Annotated in this window: 18 protein-coding genes and 1 tRNA gene; 12 read left to right on the forward strand and 7 right to left on the reverse strand. The window is 67.9% G+C overall.

Annotation, left to right across the window (positions count from 1 at the left end; translation table 11 throughout):
- Nucleotides 1-17: 17 nt before the first annotated feature.
- The 3 genes from NJ1_RS27945 to NJ1_RS27955 are packed head-to-tail and all read right to left on the reverse strand — an operon-like array spanning nucleotide 18 to nucleotide 4,479.
- Nucleotides 18-1,625, reverse strand: coding sequence for a long-chain-fatty-acid--CoA ligase (locus NJ1_RS27945; protein WP_067699743.1), 1,608 nt, complete (start codon nucleotides 1,623-1,625; stop codon nucleotides 18-20).
- Complete coding sequence (hemA, locus tag NJ1_RS27950) at nucleotides 1,622-2,869, reverse strand: 5-aminolevulinate synthase (protein WP_067699745.1); 1,248 nt, start codon at nucleotides 2,867-2,869, stop codon at nucleotides 1,622-1,624. The genes NJ1_RS27945 and hemA overlap by 4 nt, the downstream gene beginning before the upstream one ends.
- Nucleotides 2,870-2,907: 38 nt before the next feature.
- The gene (locus NJ1_RS27955) at nucleotides 2,908-4,479 is read right to left on the reverse strand and encodes a class I adenylate-forming enzyme family protein (protein WP_067699747.1); all 1,572 of its coding nucleotides are present in this window, start codon (nucleotides 4,477-4,479) and stop codon (nucleotides 2,908-2,910) included.
- 298 nt (nucleotides 4,480-4,777) lie between these two features.
- Between NJ1_RS27955 and NJ1_RS27960 the strand changes: the two genes are divergently transcribed.
- From NJ1_RS27960 to NJ1_RS27970, 3 genes are all read left to right on the forward strand, one after another.
- Nucleotides 4,778-6,004 carry an MFS transporter gene (locus NJ1_RS27960; RefSeq protein WP_067699748.1) on the forward strand — a complete coding sequence of 409 codons (1,227 nt, stop codon included), beginning with the start codon at nucleotides 4,778-4,780 and terminating at the stop codon, nucleotides 6,002-6,004.
- A 245-nt stretch (nucleotides 6,005-6,249) separates the two neighbouring features.
- On the forward strand, nucleotides 6,250-6,636 hold the full coding sequence (locus NJ1_RS27965) for a DUF427 domain-containing protein (protein ID WP_067699831.1): 387 nt from the start codon (nucleotides 6,250-6,252) through the stop codon (nucleotides 6,634-6,636).
- Between the two features lie 163 nt (nucleotides 6,637-6,799).
- Nucleotides 6,800-7,615 carry an acyl-CoA thioesterase gene (locus tag NJ1_RS27970; RefSeq protein ID WP_067699750.1) on the forward strand — a complete coding sequence of 272 codons (816 nt, stop codon included), beginning with the start codon at nucleotides 6,800-6,802 and terminating at the stop codon, nucleotides 7,613-7,615.
- Between the two features lie 13 nt (nucleotides 7,616-7,628).
- Here the strand turns inward: NJ1_RS27970 and NJ1_RS27975 are convergent, their stop codons facing one another.
- Nucleotides 7,629-8,399, reverse strand: coding sequence for an SDR family NAD(P)-dependent oxidoreductase (locus NJ1_RS27975; protein WP_067699752.1), 771 nt, complete (start codon nucleotides 8,397-8,399; stop codon nucleotides 7,629-7,631).
- A 289-nt stretch (nucleotides 8,400-8,688) separates the two neighbouring features.
- Between NJ1_RS27975 and NJ1_RS27980 the strand changes: the two genes are divergently transcribed.
- Nucleotides 8,689-9,075, forward strand: a complete 387-nt coding sequence (locus NJ1_RS27980; RefSeq protein WP_157574262.1) for a hypothetical protein — start codon at nucleotides 8,689-8,691, stop codon at nucleotides 9,073-9,075.
- A 166-nt stretch (nucleotides 9,076-9,241) separates the two neighbouring features.
- On the opposite strand, the gene NJ1_RS27985 is transcribed toward NJ1_RS27980, so the two are convergent.
- Nucleotides 9,242-9,315 (reverse strand) — tRNA-Arg (locus NJ1_RS27985).
- 282 nt (nucleotides 9,316-9,597) lie between these two features.
- Between NJ1_RS27985 and NJ1_RS27990 the strand changes: the two genes are divergently transcribed.
- The 8 genes from NJ1_RS27990 to NJ1_RS28025 all read left to right on the forward strand — a co-directional run bounded on the left by NJ1_RS27990 (nucleotide 9,598) and on the right by NJ1_RS28025 (nucleotide 22,008).
- Nucleotides 9,598-11,559, forward strand: coding sequence for a bifunctional copper resistance protein CopD/cytochrome c oxidase assembly protein (locus NJ1_RS27990; protein WP_422615789.1), 1,962 nt, complete (start codon nucleotides 9,598-9,600; stop codon nucleotides 11,557-11,559).
- A gap of 11 nt (nucleotides 11,560-11,570) precedes the next feature.
- Entirely contained in the window at nucleotides 11,571-12,515 is a 945-nt protein-coding gene (locus tag NJ1_RS27995; protein ID WP_067699833.1) for a threonine/serine dehydratase, read from the forward strand.
- A gap of 203 nt (nucleotides 12,516-12,718) precedes the next feature.
- A complete protein-coding gene (locus NJ1_RS28000) occupies nucleotides 12,719-13,087 on the forward strand; it encodes a single-stranded DNA-binding protein (RefSeq protein ID WP_245717611.1) in 369 nt (122 codons plus the stop codon).
- 10 nt (nucleotides 13,088-13,097) lie between these two features.
- The gene (ettA, locus tag NJ1_RS28005) at nucleotides 13,098-14,774 is read left to right on the forward strand and encodes an energy-dependent translational throttle protein EttA (RefSeq protein ID WP_067699758.1); all 1,677 of its coding nucleotides are present in this window, start codon (nucleotides 13,098-13,100) and stop codon (nucleotides 14,772-14,774) included.
- Between the two features lie 311 nt (nucleotides 14,775-15,085).
- A complete protein-coding gene (locus NJ1_RS28010; protein WP_067699760.1) occupies nucleotides 15,086-19,990 on the forward strand; it encodes an NAD-glutamate dehydrogenase in 4,905 nt (1,634 codons plus the stop codon).
- A 41-nt stretch (nucleotides 19,991-20,031) separates the two neighbouring features.
- A complete protein-coding gene (locus tag NJ1_RS28015; RefSeq protein ID WP_067699762.1) occupies nucleotides 20,032-20,481 on the forward strand; it encodes an acyl-CoA thioesterase in 450 nt (149 codons plus the stop codon).
- Between the two features lie 31 nt (nucleotides 20,482-20,512).
- A complete protein-coding gene (locus tag NJ1_RS28020; RefSeq protein WP_067699764.1) occupies nucleotides 20,513-21,187 on the forward strand; it encodes a DUF8185 domain-containing protein in 675 nt (224 codons plus the stop codon).
- Between the two features lie 89 nt (nucleotides 21,188-21,276).
- Entirely contained in the window at nucleotides 21,277-22,008 is a 732-nt protein-coding gene (locus NJ1_RS28025) for a dienelactone hydrolase family protein (RefSeq protein WP_067699766.1), read from the forward strand.
- Between the two features lie 239 nt (nucleotides 22,009-22,247).
- Here NJ1_RS28025 and NJ1_RS28030 read toward each other — a convergent pair whose 3' ends face one another.
- Both NJ1_RS28030 and NJ1_RS28035 read right to left on the reverse strand, forming a co-directional pair.
- Nucleotides 22,248-22,565, reverse strand: coding sequence for an AzlD domain-containing protein (locus NJ1_RS28030; RefSeq protein ID WP_067699771.1), 318 nt, complete (start codon nucleotides 22,563-22,565; stop codon nucleotides 22,248-22,250).
- Complete coding sequence (locus NJ1_RS28035; protein ID WP_067699773.1) at nucleotides 22,562-23,314, reverse strand: AzlC family ABC transporter permease; 753 nt, start codon at nucleotides 23,312-23,314, stop codon at nucleotides 22,562-22,564. The genes NJ1_RS28030 and NJ1_RS28035 overlap by 4 nt, the downstream gene beginning before the upstream one ends.
- Nucleotides 23,315-23,339: the final 25 nt, after the last annotated feature.

Consider the following 23,339-nt stretch of genomic DNA (forward strand, 5'->3'; position numbering starts at 1 on the left):
ACAGCGCTGTCGCGGACTCAGCCGGTGCGCCGTGTACCGAGTTCGCGGACCAGTTCCCGCTTGAGGACCTTGCCGCTGGGGCCGAGCGGGAATTCCGCGACGAACTCGACGCGGCGGGGATACTTGTAGCGCGCCAGTCGATCTCGGCTCCACGCGGTGATATCCGCGGACAGGGTTTCGTCTTTCGGGTATCCCTGCCGCAGAATCACCACCGCGCACACCTCTTCGCCGTGCCTGGCATCCGGCACGCCCACCACGGCGACCTGTTCGATCGCCGGATGCCGCAGCAGCGCGTCCTCCACCTCGCGCGGATAGACGTTGTAGCCACCGCGCAGCACGATGTCCTTCTTGCGGTCCACCAGGCGCAGATAGCCGTCGGCCGGATCCAGCACACCCAGATCTCCCGAGCGGAACCAGCCGTCGACGAGGACCTCGGCGGTGGCGTCGGGGAGACCGAGATAGCCGGTCATCACATTGTGTCCGCGCACGACCACCTCGCCGACCTCGCCGGCGGGGAGCGGTTCGATCCTGTCCTCGACGTCGGCGCGGGCGATCCGCACCTCGACACCGGCGATCGGACGCCCCACAGTTCCTGGGCGGCACGGGATTCCGGGTTGGTTGTAGGCCACACACGGCGAGGTCTCGGTCAGGCCGTAGCCCTCGAACACCTCGCAGCCGAAGGTCAGGCGGACCGCCTGCAACGTCGGGACCGCCAGGGCGGAGCCGCCGCTGTAGGCGCGCCGCAGCCGGGGTGCGGGCGCACCGTTCGACACCGCCTCGAGGAGGGCGTGATACATCGTGGGCACACCCATGAACACCGTGCAGCCCTGCTCGGTCATCGTCGCCAGCGCGTCGGCGGCGGTGAACCGTGCGGTCAGCACCACCGTCGCACCGATGTGGAAACCCGCGCCCATGACACAGGTCTGGCCGAAGGTGTGCGCGAGGGGCAGGCATCCGAAAAGAACGTCATCGGGGCGAATGTCGAAGGGGGACAACGCTGTCACCTCGATGTTGGTGACGATGTTGCGATGGGTGAGCATCGCCCCCTTGGGGCGGCCGGTGGTGCCGGAGGTGTACAGGATCGCGGCGATATCGTCCGGTGCACTGCCGAAATACCCGGCGACGGGGAGCGGGGGATTCGGTGGGTCGAGCGGGGTCCCGACCCGGTCGCGGGCGTCGGCGTCGGCATCGACATCGTCCGCGGCCGGGTCGTGGGCGCGACTCCGCACCTCACCCGGCCCGACCGTGAAGAGAGGAACTCCGGCCGCGGCCGCTGCCACCGAACCCTCGTCCAGAGTTGCCGCCGCGCACACGATCGCGCGCGCACCGCTGTCGCGCAGCACGAACTCGATCTCGGCCGCGCGCAGCTGTGTGTTCATCGGGACGACGGTCGCGCCCAGCGCGAGCGCGCCGTAGTAGGCAGCCGGGAACTGCGGGATGTTGGGCACCAGCAGGGCGACCCGATGACCCGGCTCGATGCCGTGCGTGTGCAGCACCGCCGCGAACCCGCGCGCCTGCTCCCACAACTGCCGGTAGGTGACCGAGACCGACTCGAAGATCAGCGCCGGGTGATCGGGCCGCCGCGCCGCCGTATCGGCGAGCACGGCGGCCAGTGGACGGGTCACACCAATTCCTTTGCCGCCGAGACCGATCCCCTTCGATCCGACGCGGTGCGGATCCCCAGATCGCGCCAGATCCCCGCCAGCGCCTCCGCGAATTTCTGCACATCGGCGACGGTGTGGGTGGCCGAGGGCGCGATGCGCAGCAGTTCCTCGCCCTCACGGACGCTGGGGGCGTTGATGGCCTGCACGTAGACGCGGTGTCGCTGCAGCAGCAGGGCGGAAGCCTGCTTGCACAGGGTGTCATCGCCCACCAGGGCCGAAACGATGTGCGAGTCAGGTGATTTGAACGGGATGTCCGCCTCGTCGAGGAGTCGGTGCAGCAGTCGCGCGTTCTCGGCCAGTCGGCTTCTTTCCACCTCGGAGGTGCGCAGATGCCGCACCGCCGCCAGCGCGCCCGCCGCCGTCGCCGGGGGCAGCGACGTGGTGAAAACGAAGGCGCGCGAGGCGGTCCGGACGTAGTCGATCAGATCCGCGGGACCGGCGATATAGCCTCCGGCGGTGCCGAGGCCCTTGGCCAAGGTGCCCATGATGACGTCGAATCGGTCGGCGATGCCCTCCCGGGCCGCGATGCCCGCGCCCTGCGGACCGTACATGCCGATCGCGTGCACCTCGTCGATGAAGGTGGTCGCGCCGAATCGTTCGGCCACCTCTGCGATTTCTGCCAGCGGCGCGACATCACCGGACATGGAGTACACCGATTCGGCGACGATCAGCTTCGGCAGTGCGGGATCGGTCTCGGCCAGCAGCTGGGTCAGGTGCGCGACATCGTTGTGCCGGAAGATGCGCTTGGTCGCACCGCTGCGGCGCAGACCGTCGATGATCGAAGCATGGTTCAGCTCGTCGGAGAAGACCACTGTGTTCTCCGGTGTTCCCGCGATCACCGTCAGCGCACCGTCATTGGCGGTGTAGCCGGAGGTGAACAGCAGCGCCGCGTCCTTGCCGTGCCAGTCGGCCAACTCTCGCTCGAGTTCCACATGGCGATGGTTGGTGCCGCCGATATTGCGCGAACCACCGGACCCCGCACCGAATTTCGCGACCGCGTCGTGGACGGCGGCCAGCACCAGGGGATGCTGGCCCATGCCCAGATAGTCATTGCTGCACCACACACTGACCTCGGTGTCCTCGCCCGCCGTACGGGCGATGGCGCTGGGGAAAAGCCCCGCGCGCCTGCCGATTTCGAGGAACTCACGGGTGCGGCGCTGCTCTTGCGTGATCTGGTGGGTGAAGTAGTCCAGATGAGTCGACATGAGGTGTCCTCTCGATGCTGCGGGGGCGAAATCGGTTGTCAGAGAGTGGCGGCGCTTTGCACGCGCAGCCGTGGTTTGTCGGGTTTCCCGGCGGCGTTCACCGGGACCTCGTCCAGCACCTGCACGCGCTCGGGTGCGTGCGCGGGGGAGAGGGTGACGCTCAGGTGCGCCCGGACGCGGTCCGGATCCACCGTCGCGCCGGGCCGGACGGTGATGGCGGCGAACAGATGCTCGACGCCGTCGTGGTCGCGTACGCCGTAGGCGACGGCCTGGGTGATGCCCTCGAGGGTCAGCGTCTCGCGCTCGACGACCGTGGGATACACCTTGACTCCGTCGATCTTGACCACATCGGCGACCCGATCCAGCAGGTGCAGATATCCGCGCTCGTCCCGATAGCCGATATCCCCGGTGTGATACCAGCCCTCGCGCAGGACTCGCGCGGTCAGCACGTCATCGAGATAGCCGTCCATCACATGCGGTGAGCGCACCCGGATTTCGCCGACCTGCCCGTCGCGCAGCGGCCCGCCGGAGTCGAGATCGGCGACGGCGATCTCGACCTCGGGGAAGGGCCGGCCGACCGTGGCGCACAGGCGCGGGTCCGCGTGCTCGGCCGGGAACAGGTAGCTGATCCTCGCGCTCTCGGAGGTGCCGTACTCCTGGAACAGGATGGGGCCGAACGTTTTCACCGCCGTGGCCAGCCGGGCGGGAGCCGCGGAGGATCCGGCGTACACCAGGCGGCGCAGGCTGCCGAGGCCCGCCCCGGCGGCATCGGGTGCACCGAGTTCGCCGAGGTGATCGAGAATGCGGTAGAGGTGGGTGGTCGCGGTGAAGGTGCGGGTCGCCGCGTGCTCGGCCGCCGCGCGGACCCAGCTGTGGGCGCCGAACTCCTCGAGCAGGATCAGCCTGCCGCCCTGGATCAGTGCCGCGTCGGCCATCGGGCCCACGGTCTGATTCAGCGGTGTGGCCACCAGCGCGGTGATCGACTCCGCCTCGCGTCCGAGCGCGATCGTGCCGTACACCAGACCATCCCAGGCGCGGCGAGACTTCTTGATGCCCTTGGGTTTTCCGGTACTGCCGCTGGTGAAGGCGACGACCGCGAGATCCTCCGGCGCGAACGGCCACGGTGCGCTCACCTGCTCGATCTCGGCGGTGGCGTCCTCGCCGTTCGGCGTTGCCACCAAAGGGATTCGAGCCAGTCTCGCGAGCTCACGCGCCCGCTCGGAGCTGTCCCGGTCGGAGTACAGCACCGAGGCGCCCGTGGTGCGCAGTATCGCGAGTTGATCCTCGATCGGCAGCATCGCCGCGCTGGTACCGGGATTCGTCGAGCGCACGTGCCCGACCGCCGCGCCGAGCAGATGCGCCGCGTGCCGCGCCCCGAGGATCTCCGGACTGTTCGACGCTGTCAGCACCGCGACCACCGCGCCGTGGCGTACTCCCGCCGCGCTCAGCGCTCGATAGATGCCGGTGACCGAGCGCAGGTACTCGCCGCCGCTGACCGCGGATCCGCGGTAGCGCAGCACCTCTCGCTCCGGTTCGCGCGCCAGCACCGACAGCAGTTCCGCCACATATCCGCCCGCTCCCGTCCACCAGGCTTCGTCCGCGCTCGCCACGCTGATCTCCCTTCGGCCGGGCCGCCGGAGTCGGCGACCTCGTGGGAAAAGTCTGTGAGCGACAACGGATTCGGAACAGCCGTATTCGGGCACCGCCATGGTGCGCCGGAGCGGGCGGCTCCCCGGGGGTACCCGATCGGGTACCCCCGCGGCGGGACCTCGGGGCACCCGCCCGGCGTCCCCGAACGCGCCTGTTTCGATCGCGGCGAAGCCCGAAGACTGTGTTCCTGAGCGGCTTCGGCTTGTCCGGTCCGGCATTCCGAACGCCACGGCCTTCGGACCAGGAACGACATCGACAATGCAGAAATCGCTTTCGTGGCCGGCCGCACTGTGCTGGCTCGCCGTCCTGCTCGACGGTTACGACGCCGTCGTCTTCGGCGCGGTCATCCCGACTCTCACCGAACAGCATCACCTCGGTTTCACCGTGGCCCGCGCGACCCTGGCGGTGACGATCTTCCTGATCGGCGTGGTCGTCGGCGCCGCGGCGTCGGGGCCGCTCGCGGATCGCTATGGGCGTCGCGAGGTCCTGGTGGGATCCATCGCCCTGTTCTCGATCTTCACCCTCGTGGTTCCGCTCGCCGGATCGGTCGCGGTGTTCAGCGCGTTGCGGGCGGTGGCCGGAATCGGTTTGGGCGCATGCGTTCCGGTCGCGTTGACCGTCATGGCCGAGCAGGTTCCCGCCACCCGCCGGGCGCTCGCGGGCACCGTCACCATGACCGGGTATCACGTGGGCGCGGTGATCACCTCCCTGCTCGCGCTGCGGCTGGTGCCGCACTGGCAGCCGCTGTTCTACGTGGGTGGTGTGGCCGGGCTGGTGCTGCTGCCGCTGCTGTGGGCGAAACTGCCTGAGTCCGAACGGATCACCGGCACAGGAACGGATCCGGTCGGGCCCACCGTGCTGCTGCGCCGCCCGTATCTACGGGTGACACTGGGCGTGTGGGCGGGGTCGTTCATGGGCCTGCTGCTGGTCTACGGCCTCAACACCTGGCTGCCCAAACTGATGCGCACCGCCGGGTACAGCATGTCGACCTCGCTGACGCTGCTGCTGGTGCTGAATACCGGAGCCGTTCTCGGTCTGCTGATCGGCGGCTTCCTCGCGGACCGGCGCGGCACCAAACAGACGGTCCTGGTGTGGTTCGGCGCGGCGGCGATACTGCTGGCCCTGCTGAGCGTCAAGGTGTCCAACAGCCTGCTGCTCGATGTGCTGGTGTTCGTGACCGGCGTGTTCGTGTTCTCGGCGCAGATCCTCATCTACGCCCACATCGCGCACGCCTACCCGGCCGAGTTGCGGGCCACGGCGATGGGTTTCGCCGCCTCCGTCGGCCGGTTCGGGTCGATCCTCGGACCGACCATCATCGGCTGGCTGCTCATCGTGGGTTCCGCGGATCCGTGGGGTTTCTACTTCTTCGCCGCGGTCGCGCTGCTCGGCCTGCTCGCCATGGCGATCGTTCCCCGCGTCGCGGTCGTGCGGGCCGGGCAGGCGGACCGCGTCGCGGAGGAACCCGAACCGCATGTGGTGAGCTGATTCGCCGGCAGGTAGTGGTGCGGCCCGCCGGTCGGCCGCCGCGGCAACGACCGGCCGAGCGGGAACCGTGGAGCAGGGCAATTCAGGGTCACGTGGCGCAGAGTCGTATGGGAGGTCGTGTCCGGTGACGCGCCGAGATACTGGACGTGGATGCGCCGTGATGGCGATCGAGGAATCGAACGCCGTGCACGCGAGGTTGTACGACGGGTGTGCGCCACGGCGCGACCTTCGACCAGGAGAAGCCCATGAACGCTCGTCCGGTTCTTCAGCCCGGTGCCGATCACCCCATCACCGTCGAACCCAACCCGAGCCGGATCACCGTCCGGGTGAACGGACGCGTGGTCGCCGACACCCGGCGTGCGCAGACGGTACGTGAGGCCAGTTATCCACCGGTGCACTACATTCCGCTCGCGGATGTCGATCAGCAGCTACTCGAGCGCACCGAGACGTCCACTTACTGTCCCTACAAGGGTGATGCGAGCTACTACTCCATCGTGGTGGACGGTGATCGCCGTGCCGATGCGATCTGGTCGTACGAGTCGCCGTATCCGGCGGTCGCGGAGATCGCGAATCATCTCGCGTTCTATCCCAGCCGGGTGGACGAGATCACCGAGCAAGCGGCGGTGAGCTGAGCGCCGCGTCCGCGCTCGACCAGCCGAGGCGAGGCCCAGACCGACGGCGACGAGGCGTCGGTCCGTCCCGCCGCCGCCTCGGTGTGATTGCTACGGTGAGTCGGTTAGACACTGTACGAACAGTGCCCCGCATCCTGTCCGCAAACGTAGCCGAGGACCAACCTTGACCAAGATCATCACCGCGCACCCGTTCGATACCGCCATCGAGCTGACTCCCCTCGGAGACGGTGAGTTCGAGGGTCGCACCACCGCTCCGTACGCGAACATGGTCGGCCCGTTCGGTGGGATCACCGCCGCGACCCTGGTCAGGGCGGTTCAGCTGGATCCTCGGGTCATCGGTGATCCGGTATCGATCACGGTCAACTATGCCGGTCCGATCGCCGAGGGCGCTTTCGTGATCTCCGTGCAACCCAGCCGGACGAACCGCAGCACCCAGCACTGGTCGATCACCATGACCCAGGGCGACGAGGTCACCACCACCGCCACGGCGGTCTTCGGTATCCGCCGCGGCACCTGGACCGATACCGAGATCGCCATGCCCGAGGTCCCGCCCGCGCCGGACGTCGCGGTCTCCGCGCTGCCGGACATGATCTCCTGGGTCGGCAACTACGAGATGCGGTTCGCCGAGGGCGCGGTGGACCTGGGTGCGGCCGCCGCACCCAGCTCGGCCTCCACCCTGTGGGTTCGCGACGAGCCCCCGCGCCCCCTGGATTTCCCATCGCTCACCGCGCTGAGCGACGTCTTCTTCCCGCGCGTCATGCTCCGGCTGGGACGCTTCGTGCCCGCGGGCACGATCACGCTCACCGTCTACTTCCACGCCACACCCGATACCCTTGCGGCCCAATCGGATCGGCCCGTGCTGGGCCGGGCTCGCGCGCAGCATTTCGGCAACGGTTTCTTCGACCAGTCCGCCGAGATCTGGTCGGACGCGGGCGTTCCCCTCGTCACCTCGCACCAGCTGGTGTATTTCAAGGCCTGAGATCGCGCTGGATTCAGATGATGGTCATCCCGCCGTCGACGACGAGGGTCGCGCCGGTGATGTAGCCCGCCGCCGGACTGGACAGGAACACCACGCAGGCGGCGAGCTCGGCGAGGTCGCCCGCGCGCCCCGCGGGCAGCAGCGGCATCCTCGTCTCCACGTAGCCGTCGGGGAACTGCTCTCCCATCTCGGTCGGAAAGTAGCCCGGCGCAAGGGCATTCACGCGAATGCCCTTGCGGCCGGTCCACTGCACGGCCAGATCCCGGGTGAGGCCCATCAGCCCGGCCTTGCTCGCGGAATACGCCGCCTGCGGCAACCCTCCGCTGACCAGACCCGCCACACTGGCGATGTTGAGGATCGAACTTCCGCGCGGCATGACCTTCCCGCACGCCTGCGCCATCCAATACGCGCCGTTCAGATTCACGTCGAGGATCTCCCGGAACTGATCCGGCGTCTCCCTCGAAGCCGGTACGGCAGAAGCGATTCCGGCATTGTTGATCAGCACGTCCACCCGGCCGAACGCCTCCACCGCCGCATCCGCGATCCGCTGCGCGTCCTGTGGCCGCGACACGTCCGCCTCCACCGTCACCGCCCGCCGCCCCTGTTCCTCGACCTGCGCGGCCGTCGCCTTCAACCGATCCCCCCGCCGCGCCGCCAGCACCACATCCGCCCCCGCCTCCGCACACGCCCGCGCGAACGCCACCCCCAACCCCGACGAGGCCCCCGTCACGACCACCACCTTGTCGTCCAGTCGAAACCGGTCCAGCACCGTCGGTTCGGTCATAGCGCGAATCCTTCCCTCGAACGTCCGGGCGCTGCTGCGATGCAGACCCGATTCGATGGTGGGGGAGAGCGAGCGCGCATGCAACGGATTCACGCGGAGGGCGGCGTCGGTTCGGCAGGCAGGTCACCGACGCCCCGAAAAGTGGGGGCGCGACTACTTTCAGAAAGCTTCAAATTTCACACTCTCCGGGCGCTAGCCTTCACCGACCTCGGTGGCCGGGGTGGGAACGGAGTGGGACGTGCGGTTCGTGGCGAAGGCGAGTATCGGGTGGGCGGCAAAGGGATTGGCGGTGGGCGTGTCGGTCGTGCCCGTCCTGTTCGCGCCGTCCGCGTCGGCGTCGATCAACGACATCATTGTCGGTGTGCCGGGGGTCGAGATTCCTCGCGCCTGTGACACGGCCGGTCGTACGTGCCACGTGATGGTGCGGATGTTCGGTGCGGACTACGAGCTGCCCGTCACGGTCACCGTGAACGGGAAGCCGCTCTCGCTCGAGCGGACGGACTACCCGAACTATGGGACCGCTGCGCTGCAGGGGGACTGGCGTCCACCTGCCAAGGGCACCTACACATTCGTCGCGACGCAGGGGACTTCGACGAAGTCCCTGGCTGTAACCGTGACCGAAGGACTCGATACCGGTTCACTGTCCGGGCTGCTGCCCAGCGGCTCCGGCAGTTGAATCGCCACCGACAGTTCCCCGTCGGTGGCGTGGGGTGTTCCCTCCGCGGCACCGAACCGGCTGCGCCAGTTCGGAACCCGATCGCCGCTCGCCCTTCGGGTGTTTGAGCACGATGCGGTTCGGGTATGAGTGAACCTGGCACTGTGTGCAGGTCACTCGGGCGAAGCGCCCCCGGCAGGAATCGAACCTGCGACCTAGGGATTAGAAGGCCCTTGCTCTATCCAACTGAGCTACGGAGGCATCGGTCGCGTCGCGGGCGATGCGGCCACCAAACACCATGGCCCAAATCGATCACGGTGTCCAGCGGGTTGAGTATAGCGAGCGTCCAGGTGGGGTATCGGCGCTTGGTGGGCGGCGGGTCGGCGTGGCGGGGCGGTTGTGCGTACTTCGGGACCGGAAACCCCAGGGGAGTCCGGATCGCCACTTAGAACTACGCTGGGTCGTATGTCGTCACCGCAGGACCCGCCCTCAACAAAGGATGTACAGGCGAACCGGACGGGTTCGGGAGTGACGTTCTCGGCGATGGCGGCGCTCGGGGTGGCCACGGCCGCGGTGGTGGCGGCGCTGGTCGTCGGACTGTCGGCATCGCAGGCGTTGAGTCTGCTCGGGATTCCCGATCCGGGACCGATGACGACCTATGGATTGCCCGCCGCGCGGGCCGTCGCCGATCTCGCCGCCGCGCTGACCGTGGGGTCGCTGGTGTTCGCGGCGTTCTTCGTACCGCCGCAGGCCGACGGGCTGCTCGATGTGGGCGGATTCCGGGCCCTGCGGCGCGCGGGAAACTTCGCACTGGTGTGGGCGGCGGCCGCCGCGCTGCTGGTGCCGCTGACGCTGTCCGATACGACGGGTCAACCGTTCAAGGATTCGCTGCGACCCGAAGCGGTCTGGCGCGCCGCGGACCAGGTCGAGGTGGCGGGGTCCTGGCGGACGACCGTGTTCTTCGTGCTGGTGCTCGCGATCGGATGCCGGATCGCGCTGCGCTGGGGATGGACGCCGGCGCTGCTGGTGCTGTCGGTGGTGTCACTGCTGCCGGTGGCGCTCACCGGCCACTCGTCCTCGGGCGGGGCGCACGATCTGGCCACCAACAGTTTGATTCTGCATCTGCTGGCCGCGTGTTTCTGGGTGGGCGGACTGTTCGCGGTGCTCGCGTACGCGCTACGTGACGGGAAGTACACGGCCCTGGCCGCCCGGCGATTCTCGAAGGTGGCGACCGTCTCCTTCGTGATGATCGCGATCAGCGGTGTGATCAATGCCTATGTGCGCGTGCCCTGGTCGGATCTGTTCGAGACCACGTACGGGCGATTGGTGCTGGCCAAGACCGCCGCGCTGGTCGCGCTCGGGGTGATCGGTTTCCTGCAGCGTCGGCGCGCGCTGCCGGCACTGGCGGAGGATCCGGAGGATCGCGGCGCGCTGATCCGGTTCGCGGGCGTGGAGGTATTGATCTTCGCCGCGACCATCGGCCTGGCGGTCGGCCTCGGCCGGACCCCGCCGCCGCCGACCGGCAAGGTCCCGACGCCCGCGGAGGTGGAGATCGGTTACAACCTCGCCGGACCGCCGACCGTCGCGCGGGTGCTGTTCGACTGGCGCTTCGATCTGATCTTCGGCACCCTCGCCCTCGTGCTCGCCGTCGTCTATCTGCTCGGCGTGTCGCGCCTGCGCAGGCGCGGAGACGCCTGGCCGATCGGGCGGACCATCGCGTGGGTCGCCGGGTGCGCGGTCCTGCTCTTCGCGACCAGTTCCGGCCTGGGCCGCTACGCACCGGCCGTGTTCAGCATGCACATGGGTCAGCACATGATGCTCTCCATGCTCGCGCCGATCCTCTTCGCGCTGGGCGGGCCGATCCTGCTGGCGCTGCGCGCGATCGCTCCGGCCGGCAAGGGCCAGCCGCCCGGCCCGCGCGAATGGATTCTGGCCGCGGTGCACAACCCGGTGTCGCGCTTCATGACTCAGCCGATCGTGGCCGCGGTCTTCTTCGTCTCCGGCTTCTACGCGCTGTACCTGGGCGGCATCTTCGATCAGTTCGTCGGATCGCACGGCGCGCACCTGCTCATGAACGTGCACTTCCTGCTCAGCGGCTACCTGTTCTACTGGGTGGTCATCGGCATCGACCCGAAGCCCCGCCAGGTGGAGCCGCTCACCAAGCTGGGCATGGTGTTCGGTTCACTGCCGTTCCACGCCTTCTTCGGCATCGCGTTGATGAGCATGGACACGGTGCTGGGCGGCTGGTTCTACCGCGCGCTCGGGCTCGGCTGGAACAGCAATCTGCTCGAGGACCAGCACACCGGCGGTAGCCTCGCGTGGGCCAGCGGTGAAGTTCCGCTGGTTGTGGTGATGCTCGCGCTGCTCATCCAGTGGTCGCGCAGCGACAAGCGCCTGCAGACCCGGATCGACCGCGCCGCGGACCGGGACGACGACGCGGAACTGACCGCGTACAACGCTATGTACGCCGAGTTGGCTCGGCGTGACCGAGAGGTACGCAAGTGAGTGACGTCGCCATGGCGACCCGGAACAACAAGCGGCTCTACCGATCCGACGTGCGCCAAGCCCGCCGGCTGCTGCGCGGGCACATCCGCAAGACACCGGTGTTCCACACCGAGATCCTGGGTCCGCGCGGACCGGTACCGGTCACCCTGAAGCTCGAACATCTGCAGCACGGCGGCACCTTCAAGGTGCGCGGCTGCCTCAACGCACTGCTGCAGGCGCCCGGCGACGGCACCGGCGTCGTGATCGCCTCGGGTGGGAACGCGGGCATCGCCGCGGCGCTGGCCTGCGCGCTGCGCGGCCTGTCGTGCACCGTGGTGGTGCCGGAATCGGCGCCGCACACCAAGGTCGCGGCCATGTGGTCGCACGGGGCCGAAGTGCTGTGGCGGGGAACGACTTACGCCGAGGCGCACCGGTACGCCACCGAGCTGGCCACCGAACGCGGCGCCATGCAGTTGCACGCCTACGACCTGCCCGCCATCGTCGCCGGTGCGGGTGTGGTCGGGCTGGAGATCGAAGAGCAGGTGCGCGGGCGGCCGCCGGTGCTGGTCGCGGTCGGCGGCGGCGGGCTGGTGGCCGGAATCGCGGTGGCGCTGGGGCTGCGCGGCCGGGTCATCGGCGTCGAACCCCAGGGCGCGCCGACCCTGCATTCGGCGCTGGCGGCCGGTCGGCCGGTGGACGTGCAGGTGCAGAGCGTCGCCTCGGATGCGCTGGGCGCGAACAGGATCGGCGATATCGCCATGGAGGTGTCCCAGCGCTATGCGGTGCGCTCGATCCTGGTGACCGACGACGCGATCGTGATGGCGCGCGAATATCTGTGGCGGGAGTTCCGGATAGTGGTGGAGCCCGCCGGAGCCACGGCGCTGGCCGCGATCCAGAGCGGTGCGTACGTGCCCGCCGCGGGGGAGCGGCCGGTGGTCGTGCTGTGCGGCGCGAACACCGATCTCGCGACCCTCTGACTCGAGGTATCGGCTGTTCACATTGCCGAAGTTATCCACATTCGCCGGGAGGGGTCTGTCGCATCCGAGCCGCCCGAGTCAGGCTGGAAGGCACTGACAGGGCTGGATTACCAAGGGGGACGGCGATGTACGAGGCGAATACGGCGGTGGTCGGACGGGTGCTCACGAGTCCGGTGCGACGGGGGCTCCCCAACGGAGACCATGTGCTGAGCTTCCGCATGGCGAGCAATACGCGCCGCTTCGATCAGGCCCGGGGCGACTGGGTGGACGGTGGCACGCTGTATCTCACTGTGACTTGCTGGCGGAAGCTGGTAGAAGGGGTGGAGGCATCGCTGCAGCGCGGGGATCCGATCCTCGCGTACGGGCAGCTGCGGTCGAACGAATACACCAGCCGGGACGGTACCGAGCGCACCGACCTCGAGATGCGCGCCATCGCGGTCGGCCCCGACCTGGGCCGTTGCACCGCCTCCGTACAGCGCAAACAGTTCGCCCGACCAGATCGCTCCGAGCCCGCGCCGGAGCCGATCACCGATACCGACGCTGCCGGAGAACCGGCAACTCAACACAGTTAGGCTTGCCCATATGGCTGAGTTCATTTATCAGATGATCAAGGTTCGAAAGGCGCATGGCGACAAGGTCGTGCTCGACAACGTCACCTTGAACTTCCTTCCCGGTGCCAAGATCGGTGTCGTCGGCCCGAACGGCGCGGGTAAGTCGAGCGTCCTGAAGATCATGGCCGGACTGGACCAGCCGAACAACGGTGATGCCTGGCTCGCGCCCGGCGCGACCGTCGGCATCCTCATGCAGGAACCGGAACTGAACGAGGAAAAGACGGTTCGCGGCAACGTCGAGGAGGGCCTCGGCGAGGTCAAGGTCAAGCTGGACCGCTACAACGAGGTCGCCGAACTCATGGGTGTCGAGTACACCGATGAGCTCATGGAGGAAATGGGCCAGCTGCAGGAGTACCTGGACCACGCCGACGCCTGGGATGTCGATTCCCAGCTCGAGCAGGCCATGGACGCACTGCGCTGCCCGCCGCCGGACGAACCGGTCACCAACCTCTCCGGTGGTGAGCGCCGCCGCGTCGCGCTGTGCAAGCTGCTGCTGAGCAAGCCCGACCTGCTGCTGCTCGACGAGCCCACCAACCACCTGGACGCCGAGTCCGTGCTGTGGCTCGAGCAGTACCTGGCCAACTACTCCGGCGCCGTCCTGGCCGTCACCCACGACCGGTACTTCCTCGACAATGTCGCCGAGTGGATCCTCGAGCTCGACCGCGGCCGCACCTTCCCGTACGAGGGCAACTACTCCACATACCTGGAGAAGAAGGCCGAGCGGCTCGAGGTCCAGGGCAAGAAGGACCAGAAGCTGCAGAAGCGCCTCAAGGACGAGCTCGCCTGGGTGCGCTCGGGCGCCAAGGCTCGTCAGGCCAAGAACAAGGCCCGCCTCGGCCGGTACGAGGAGATGGCCGCCGAGGCCGACAAGATGCGCAAGTTGGACTTCGAGGAGATCCAGATCCCGGCCGGCCCGCGCCTGGGCAGCGTGGTCGTCGAGGTCGAGCACCTGGACAAGGGCTTCGGCGATCGCATCCTCATCAAGGATCTGTCGTTCACCCTGCCGCGCAACGGCATCGTCGGCGTCATCGGCCCCAACGGCGTCGGTAAGTCGACGCTGTTCAAGACCATCGTCGGGCTGGAGCAGCCGGACAGCGGCACCGTGCGCGTCGGTGAGACGGTCAAGTTGAGCTACGTCGACCAGAACCGCTCGGGCATCGACCCCACCAAGAACGTGTGGCAGGTGGTATCGGAGGGGCTGGACTTCATCCAGGTCGGTAACCAGGAAATGCCTTCGCGCGCTTATGTTTCCGCGTTCGGCTTCAAGGGTCCGGATCAGCAGAAGCCGGCAGGCGTACTGTCGGGTGGTGAGCGCAACCGCCTGAACCTCGCGCTCACCCTCAAGCAGGGTGGCAACCTGATCCTGCTCGACGAGCCCACCAACGACCTGGACGTGGAGACCCTCGGCTCGCTCGAGAACGCCCTGGAGAACTTCGCGGGCTGCTCGGTGGTCATCTCCCACGACCGCTGGTTCCTGGACCGCACCTGCACCCACATCCTGGCGTGGGAGGGCGACAACGACAACGACGCCAAGTGGTTCTGGTTCGAGGGCAACTTCGAAGCCTACGAGGCCAACAAGATCGAGCGGATGGGCCAGGAGGCCGCACGCCCGCACCGCGTCACCCACCGCAAGCTCACCCGCGGATAGCCAGCTGTTCTCCGGGGGTCACCGATCCGTCGTATCGGTCCGGTTCGGTGACCCTCGAATGAACGGCAATCGAATAGCGAACTCGGCAGTATCGCGTACGCAATTGTGCGTGAAAACTGTTCAGGTGCAAGGTTTGTCGTAGACGACCTGGCGATACCACTCTGGGTGCCACGCTCGTCGTACCGTCCGGTTTGTCCGAACTGTACGACGCGGCGTCGCATTGGGAGGAAAGTAGCCCGGCGCATCCTGCGCCCAGCTACTCTCGCATCGGCGTCGCTTTGTTACGGAACCGAATCCGAGGAGTTGGCGAAATGACCGTCTCGTCCGAATTGTCCAGCGCGGCTTGGGCTGCGAGTTTGCCCGCGTCGTTGCGAGGCAATCTCGTATCCCTGGAGGAGGCGTATTTTCGACACGTCGACGCGGGTGACGCAGACTGTGCGATCCCCGCGACATCCACCCACATCTTCCGCTGCCATGTGGATCTCGCGATCGAGCGCACACCCGGCATCGCGAATGTGCGCGTCTACCACGCGGACGACGAAGCCGATCTCGGCGTCGCGGTGCAGTTGGTCACCAAGGACATGCCGCTGCTGGTGGAATCGGTCACCTCGTCGCTGAGCCGCATCGGCGTCAGCGTCAGCGAGGTGGTCCACCCCATCTTCGAGGTCACCCGCGATGCCGAGGGGCGGCTCGAAACCGCTGTCCCGCACGAGGTCGACGGCAACGGCGCGACCGGCCTGCGTGAATCCTGGATGCACATCCAGCTGCATCCGGCCACCACCGCGGAACAGTTGCGCCGGATCGAGAGCGCGCTGCCCGACGTGCTCACCGATGTGCGCCGCGTCATCGAGGACACCGAGGCCATGCGCGAGACGCAGGGCCGGGTCGCCACCGAACTCGACAATGCGGCCCAGGCGGGCAAATCTCCCTTCGACGCAACGGATCTCACCGATTGCGCGAACCTGCTGCGCTGGCTCGCCGACGGCAATTTCACCGTGCTGGGCTACGCGCGCTACCAACGCAGCACCGTCGACGGCCACCCCAGATCCACCGTGGTCTCCGAGACCGCGCTCGGCGTGCTGCGCCCCAATGTGGGCACCGATTTCCGGGTTCCGGACAACAGCGGCGATCAGACGCTGCTCATGCTCACCCAGGGTCTGGTCCCGGCCACCGTGCACCGTGCGGTCTACCCGTACTTCGTCGGCGTCGCCGAGATGGACGAATCAGGCACTGTCACAGGCGAACACCTGTTCATCGGCGTCTTCACCGTCAACGCCCTGCACGAGAACGTGCTCGACATTCCGGTCATCGAACGCCGGGTGCGCACCATCATCGAGACCAGCGGCTTCGACCTGGATTCCTTCTCCGGGCAGGAGATGCTCGAGGTCATCCAGTCGTTCCCGCGCTCGGAGCTGTTCTCCTCCGACGGCGACACGCTGCGGCGCACCGCGAGCGCGGTGCTGAATGTCGGTATGCGGCGCCAGGTTCGGCTGTTCATGCGGATGGACGGCTACGGCCGATTCGTCGCCTGCATGGTCTACCTGCCGCGCGACCGCTACACCACCGCCGTACGCCTGGAGATGCAGGACATCCTGGTTCGCGAACTGGGCGGCGAGTCCATCGACTACTCGGCCCGGGTATCCGAAAGTGATCTCGCCAGCGTGCATTTCACCGTGCGCCTGCCCGATCAGGGGTCGATCGCCGACACCAGCGAACCCAACCGCGTCCGCATCCAGCATCTGATCTCCGAGGCCAGCCACACCTGGGACGACCATCTCCGCAACGAGCTCACCACCTCCCCGGTGCTGGACCCGGCCCTGGTGCAGCGCTACGCCGACGCCCTGCCGGAGAGCTACAAGGAGGACTTCGGGCCCACCCGCGCACTGGCCGACATCGTCCGGCTCCAGGGCCTGCAGGAGGGCGGTATCGACCAATACCTGTACCGCCTCGCCGATTCCACGCCCGGCTCCTGGCGATTCACCCTCTATATCGGCGGTTGCGGCGTCTCGCTGAGCCAGGTGCTCCCGGTCCTGCAGAGCCTCGGCGTCGAGGTGGTGGACGAGCGTCCGCACGAGGTCGAGCTGGATCACGGTCCGGAACAATGGATCTACGATTTCGGCCTGCTCGCCCGGCCCGAACTGTTGCGCGGCTCGATGAACCGGAACCTGGACGCCGAACTCGCCGAGTCCTCCGGCCGCCGCCTGGACGCGCTGGACGCGCACGTGCGCGGCCTGCGCGAGCGCTTCACCGACGCGTTCGAGGCGCTCTGGTACGGCCACGCCGAGGCCGACGGGCTCAACGAACTGGTCCTGCGCGCCGGAATGCACTGGCGCACCGTGTCGATCCTGCGCGCCTACGCGAAATACCTGCAGCAGGCGGGATTCCCGTACAGCCAGGCCAACATCACGCGTGTGCTGCTCGCCTATCCCGAGGCGTCCAGCATGTTCGTGGACCTGTTCGCCGCGCTCTTCGATCCCGACTCCGCCAACCCCGCGCACGCCGCGGATCTCGAAGCCGCCATGCGGGTGCGCATCGACGACGTGGTCAGCCTGGACGCGGACCGCATCCTGCGCGCCATCCTCGGGCTGATCAAGGCCACGCTGCGCACCAACTACTACGTCGTCGACGCCGAGGGCAGCTCGCGGGACTACCTCTCGTTCAAGGTGGAACCGCAGGAGATCGCCGAATTGCCCAAGCCGCGGCCGCAATTCGAGATCTTCGTCTACTCGCCCCGGGTCGAAGGCGTGCACCTGCGCTTCGGTCCGGTCGCGCGCGGCGGTCTGCGATGGTCGGACCGGCTGGAGGATTTCCGCACCGAGATCCTGGGTCTGGTGAAGGCCCAGGCCGTGAAGAACGCGGTGATCGTGCCGGTCGGCGCCAAGGGCGGATTCGTGGTGAAGCAGCCACCCGTCGCGACCGAGGATCCGGTCACCGATCGTCAGGCACTGCAGTCCGAGGGCGTCGCCTGCTATCGCACCTTCATCTCCGGCCTGCTCGACGTCACCGACAATGTGGACCGCGCCACCGGTGAGGTCGTGCCCCCGGACCGGGTGCTGCGCCTGGACGGTGACGACACCTACCTGGTGGTCGCCGCCGACAAAGGCACAGCCACCTTCTCCGACATCGCCAACGATGTCGCGCAGCGGTACGGTTTCTGGCTCGGCGACGCCTTCGCCTCGGGCGGTTCGGTCGGCTACGACCACAAGGCGATGGGCATCACCGCGCGCGGAGCGTGGGAGAGCGTCAAGCGGCACTTCGCGGAAATGGACATCGACACCCAGACCCAGGACTTCACGGTCGTGGGCGTGGGCGATATGAGCGGTGACGTATTCGGCAACGGCATGCTGCTCTCGCGGCACATCCGCCTGGTCGCCGCGTTCGATCACCGGCACATCTTCCTGGATCCGGATCCGGACGCGGAGTCCTCGTTCGCGGAGCGCGAGCGCATGTTCGCGTTGCCGCGCTCCTCGTGGGCGGACTACGACCGATCACTGATCAGCGCGGGCGGCGGGGTTTTCGATCGCACCGTGAAGTCGATTCCGGTCAGCGAGCAGGCCCGCGAGGCCCTGGGTCTGGACGCCGGGATCACCGCGCTCTCACCGCCGGAAATGATGAAGGCGATCCTGCAGTCCCCGGCGCAGCTGCTGTGGAACGGCGGCATCGGCACCTACATCAAGGCCGCCTCCGAGACCAATGCCGAGGTGGGCGACAAGTCCAACGACGCGGTCCGGGTGAACGCGAACGACCTGCGCGTCAAGGTGATCGGCGAGGGCGGCAACCTGGGCGCCACCGCCCTGGGCCGGATCGAGTTCTGCCGGCACGGCGGCAAGATGAACACCGACGCGCTGGACAATTCGGCCGGTGTGGACTGCTCGGACCACGAGGTCAATATCAAGGTCCTGCTGGACGGCCTGGTCTCGGCCGGTCAGCTCCCCGAGACCGAGCGCAATCCGCTGCTGGCGTCGATGACCGACGAGGTCGCCGCACTCGTGCTGCGGGACAACGTCTCTCAGAACTACCTGATGGGCCTGTCCCGGGCCGAATCCCCGCGCATGCTGAACGTGCACAAGCGCGTCATCGAGGACCTGGAGACCCGTCGCGGCCTGGACCGGGAACTCGAAGCGCTGCCGAGTGACATCGAGATCAAGCAGCGCACCGAACACGGCGCGGGGCTGACCTCACCGGAACTGTCGAATCTCATGGCGCACGTGAAGCTTTCGCTCAAGGCCGACCTGCTCGCCAGCGATCTGCCCGACACCGTGTACTTCTCCGCGCGACTGCCCGAGTACTTCCCCACACCGCTGCGCAGCCGATTCGGCGCGGCCATCAAGAAGCATCGGCTGCGCCGGGAGATCACCACGACCACGCTCGTCAACGAGGTGGTCGATCTGGGCGGCATCACCTACGCGCATCGGCTCAACGAGGAGATCGGCGCCACCGCGTCGGACTCGGTGCGCGCCTTCACCGCCGCCACCCAGATCTTCGATCTGCATTCCATCTGGAGCCGGATCCGGGACGCCGATGTCTCCATCGCGATGAAGGACGCGCTGGAACTCGAGACCAAGCGCACGCTGGACCGGGCCTCGCGCTGGCTGCTCAACAACCGGCCACAGCCCATCGCGGTGGGCGCGGAGATCAATCGCTACTCCGCGAGCGTGCGCACGCTCTCGCCGAAGGTGCCGGGCTGGTTGCGCGGTCACCACATCGACACGCTCAACGAGCAGTCACAATCCCTGATCGAAAAGGGTGCGCCGTCGGAGTTGGCGAGCGAGGTGCTCGGCCTGCTGAATCTCTTCCCCCTGCTGGATGTGCACGATATCTCCGATATCACAGATCGCAGCGGCGACGAGGTGGGTGCGCTGTACTACGCGCTCAACGATCACCTGAAGATCGATTGGCTGTTGCAGGCGGTCAGCCACCTGGAACGCGGGGATCGGTGGCACGCGCTGGCGCGCCTCGCGCTGCGCGACGACATGTACGGTTCGCTGCGCTCGCTGACCCTCGATGTGCTCTCCGCCGGTGACCCGGAAGAGACGGCCGAGGAAAAAATTGCATACTGGGAGTCGAAAAATCAGTCTCGGTTGGGTCGCGCCCGTGCTGCCCTCTCGGAACTGTTCGAGTCCGGAACCCACGACCTGGCCACGCTGTCGGTTGCGGCGCGACAGGTGCGCAGCATGGTGAGCGGGGTGGGTGCGCAATCGGAGGTACCGCGTTGACGAGTGTCGGATCGCTGAACGGCCATGGGAAAGCACCCGCGGTGAGCGTGCAGGAGCAGCCCGCTCCCGCCGCGCCCGCGCGCTTCCACACCAAGGTCGAGGTGCGCTGGTCGGATATGGACGCCTTCCAGCACATCAACCATGCGCGCATGGTGACCTTGCTGGAGGAGGCCCGCATTCCCTGGCTGTTCCTCGACGACCGGCCGACGGTCAATCTGCGGGCCGGCTGCGTCCTGGCCGACCTGCGGGTGCAATACAAGGGGCAGCTGCGGCACGAGGATTCGCCGCTCGATGTCTCGATGTGGGTCGAGCGGCTGCGCGCGGTGGACTTCACCGTGTCCTACGAGGTGCGCGCCGCCGAGGCCGCACCCGATTCGCCGCCCGCGGTGATCGCGTCCACCCAGCTGGCCGCGTTCGATATCGACACCCAGCGACTACGCCGGCTCACCCCGGCCGAGCGCGACTACCTGGCTCAATGGCTGGACGACTGATCCGGATTCGCGCCGAGAGCACACGCCTGACATGTCGGGAGAACTGACTCTTCGCGTTCCGGATCCGGCGGAACGCGAAAACCTGGCCACCTTCCTCACCCACGCGCTGCGGCTGGACGCCGCCGCCCCGATCCGGTTGCGCCGACGCGGCGACCGCTACGTCTCCGCGTGGGCGGCGACCGGATTCGAGGCGCTCGCGGTGCGGACCGTGGTCGCGACCCTGGCCACCGATGACGTCACCGTGGGCGGCGACGTCATCCTGGCCGGATTGCACGGCCCGGACTCCGGCTCGGCGCTGGATCTGGGCTACCGAATGGACTCGGCGTGGCGAAACGCCCTGCCGCCGGAGACCGGCTTCGTGCACGTGGACGATGTCCCCGCGCGCATGCTCGTCGAATTGGCCGAGCGTGGTGCGCAATTGGCCCAGGAGCACGGCAGCGGCCACGGGCCGCCCGCCTCGCTCCTGGACCAGACCGTGCTCACCGTGTCGGCGCACGACGATCAGGTCGAGGTGCCCCTGCGCGTGGTCTTCGCACTCGCCGCCATGGATTTCATTCCGCACGGTGGCGAGAAGACCGACTCGCGCCGCATCTCCGCCGACGAGATCGTCCGGGTCCGCGCCGCACCCACCTGGGTGCGCTTGGACGCGCGGTACGGATCGGTGGCGCGCCGCCGGGGCGAGAGTCTGTCGCTGTTCACCAGCTAGAGCAATGCCGATGCCCGCCATAGGAATTCCTATGGCGGGCATTGTCGCGTCTATTGGTTCGCGCGCCGCACGCTCACTACGGTGGCGATATGAGTGAACCGAAGATCGTGACGGAGTGGATCGACCTCACGGTCGGCGAGACGACCATGTCCGCCTTCCTCGCCTACCCCGAGGCACCGGGCGACTATCCGGGAGTCGTTGTCGCACATGAGATCTACGGTCAGCACGAATCGGTCCGCGCCGCCACCGAGCGCCTCGCCGCACTCGGGGTCGTGGCCATCCTTCCGGACCTGTTCCACCGCGACGAATCTCGCGCCACCCTCGAATTCACCCCCGAGGGGCGCGAACGCGGACTGGCTCTGCTGCGCACGCTGACCCGAGAGGGCGTGGTGGCCGATGTCGCCGCCGCCCTGGCCGAACTCGACCGCCGCGCAACCACATCCGCCCACATTGTCGGCTTCAGCGCGGGCGGCCACGCGGCCTACTACGCCGCCTCCCGGCTCCCGCTGTCCAGCATCACCGCCTTCTACCCCGGCTGGCTCACCGACACCGACATTCCTCTGTCCACCCCCGTTCCCACCATCGAATCCACCCCGACCATCCAAGCCCGGGTCCTGCTCTTCTTCGGCGGCCAGGATCCCCTGATCGACCCCGAGGTGCGCGCCACCATCGAGAACACCCTGTCCGCCAACGACATCGACCACGAAATCGTCGTCTACGAGGACGCTCCCCACGGTTTTCTCTTCCCGGGTCGTGACTGGTACCGGAAGGCCACCGCCGAGGACGCCTGGTCTCGCGTCGCGCAAGTGCTGCGGCGCTGACGGTTTCGGGAGCAGCATCGGACCTGTGCGGACGGACTTGCCCGCTGGTCCGGCATCCGTGGCGGGTCGGTGCCCGTGATCGGCGGCCGGTGACGGCGGATGCTGAAGCCCGGGTGGGCCAGGTCGCTTCACCGGGGTTGGGGAGCAGCAGTGGGACGGCTGCAGTGAGCGCCGTCAGGAATGGCCCTCCCGACGGGGTGAGGGAACGCACTGCGGGGTGGTCCGATATGCCGCACCGGTCAGTGCACGCCCAGCAAGCGCAGGCCCGCGGTGAGCGCGGCGGCGGAGAGGATGACCACCAGTAGTGGGGCGCGCCGCCAGGCCAGGACGGTGGCGACGAGAACGCCTGCGGGGAGCGCGATTCCGAACTGGCCGCCGCGCGCGGGGAGCAGGGTGGTGACGGCCAGGGCGGTGAGCAGGACCACGGAGGCGATCTCGAGCAGGCGGATCACCCGCGGTGAGACCTGGACTCGGGTGCGAAGGACCGGGCCCGCGAAGCGGAATGCGAAGGTGCCCAGGGACAGTGCGAGGGCTCCCATGAGGAGGGCCTTGGTCATCGGACGGGCTCGGGGCTCGTGCGGAGAGTGGTTGTGGTCGTGCCGTTTTCGGGCTCGTCGGCGTCGTCTGCCGCATCGGTGTCGCCCGCGCGGTGTGCGACGAACACGATGGCGGTCAGTGCGAGCAGGACGGGCAGGCCGGCTCCGAGGAACGGGGTGGTCGCCGCGGCGACGGCGCCGCCGATGAGTGCGGCCGTGCGGGTGACGGGTTCGCGCAGGGCCGGCAGGACCAGGGAGATGAGCACGGCCGGGAAGATGGCGTCCAGGCCGAACGCGTTCGGGTCGGGGACGACCGAGCCCAGGGCCGCGCCGATCGCCGCGCCGAGCGGCCAGGCGGCGAGAACCGCCAGACCGCAGATCCAGTACGCCGCGCGGCGGCGGTCGCGGTCGGGTTGGGCCAGGGCCATGGCGACCGATTCGTCGTTCATGACGTGGGTGCCGACCAGGCGGCGCCAGCCGGTGCCGACCACGTCGGGAACGGACAGGCCGTAGGGAAGGTGGCGGGCGTTGACCAGCAGTCCGGCCAGGACGGCGGCGACCAGCCCACCGCCCGCGGTGAGGATGCCCAGGAACACGAATTCCGATCCGCCCGCCACCACGGCCACGCTGAGCAGCATGGGGAGCCAGATCGGGAAGCCGGCGGTGACGGCGGTCGCGCCGTAGGACACGCCGATCATGGCGACTGCCAGGCAGATCGCCGCTATACCGGTCAGCACACCCCGATCCAGTGTTCGCCATATCGAACGCATGGCTTCTATAATGAACACACCGGGG

It is taken from the genome of Nocardia jejuensis NBRC 103114 (genome assembly GCF_001613145.1).
Lineage (GTDB): Bacteria > Actinomycetota > Actinomycetes > Mycobacteriales > Mycobacteriaceae > Nocardia > Nocardia jejuensis.

Excerpts from the sequence above, each read along its gene's own strand:
- NJ1_RS27990 (WP_422615789.1), top strand. The coding sequence starts at position 9,598 with ATGGCGGCGCTCGGGGTGGCCACGGCCGCGGTGGTGGCGGCGCTGGTC.
- NJ1_RS28035 (WP_067699773.1), bottom strand. The coding sequence starts at position 23,314 with ATGCGTTCGATATGGCGAACACTGGATCGGGGTGTGCTGACCGGTATA.
- NJ1_RS27975 (WP_067699752.1), bottom strand. The coding sequence starts at position 8,399 with ATGACCGAACCGACGGTGCTGGACCGGTTTCGACTGGACGACAAGGTG.
- ettA (WP_067699758.1), top strand. The coding sequence starts at position 13,098 with ATGGCTGAGTTCATTTATCAGATGATCAAGGTTCGAAAGGCGCATGGC.
- NJ1_RS28010 (WP_067699760.1), top strand. The coding sequence starts at position 15,086 with ATGACCGTCTCGTCCGAATTGTCCAGCGCGGCTTGGGCTGCGAGTTTG.
- hemA (WP_067699745.1), bottom strand. The coding sequence starts at position 2,869 with ATGTCGACTCATCTGGACTACTTCACCCACCAGATCACGCAAGAGCAG.
- NJ1_RS27965 (WP_067699831.1), top strand. The coding sequence starts at position 6,250 with ATGAACGCTCGTCCGGTTCTTCAGCCCGGTGCCGATCACCCCATCACC.
- NJ1_RS27960 (WP_067699748.1), top strand. The coding sequence starts at position 4,778 with ATGCAGAAATCGCTTTCGTGGCCGGCCGCACTGTGCTGGCTCGCCGTC.
- NJ1_RS28025 (WP_067699766.1), top strand. The coding sequence starts at position 21,277 with ATGAGTGAACCGAAGATCGTGACGGAGTGGATCGACCTCACGGTCGGC.
- NJ1_RS27995 (WP_067699833.1), top strand. The coding sequence starts at position 11,571 with ATGGCGACCCGGAACAACAAGCGGCTCTACCGATCCGACGTGCGCCAA.
- NJ1_RS28020 (WP_067699764.1), top strand. The coding sequence starts at position 20,513 with ATGTCGGGAGAACTGACTCTTCGCGTTCCGGATCCGGCGGAACGCGAA.
- NJ1_RS28030 (WP_067699771.1), bottom strand. The coding sequence starts at position 22,565 with ATGACCAAGGCCCTCCTCATGGGAGCCCTCGCACTGTCCCTGGGCACC.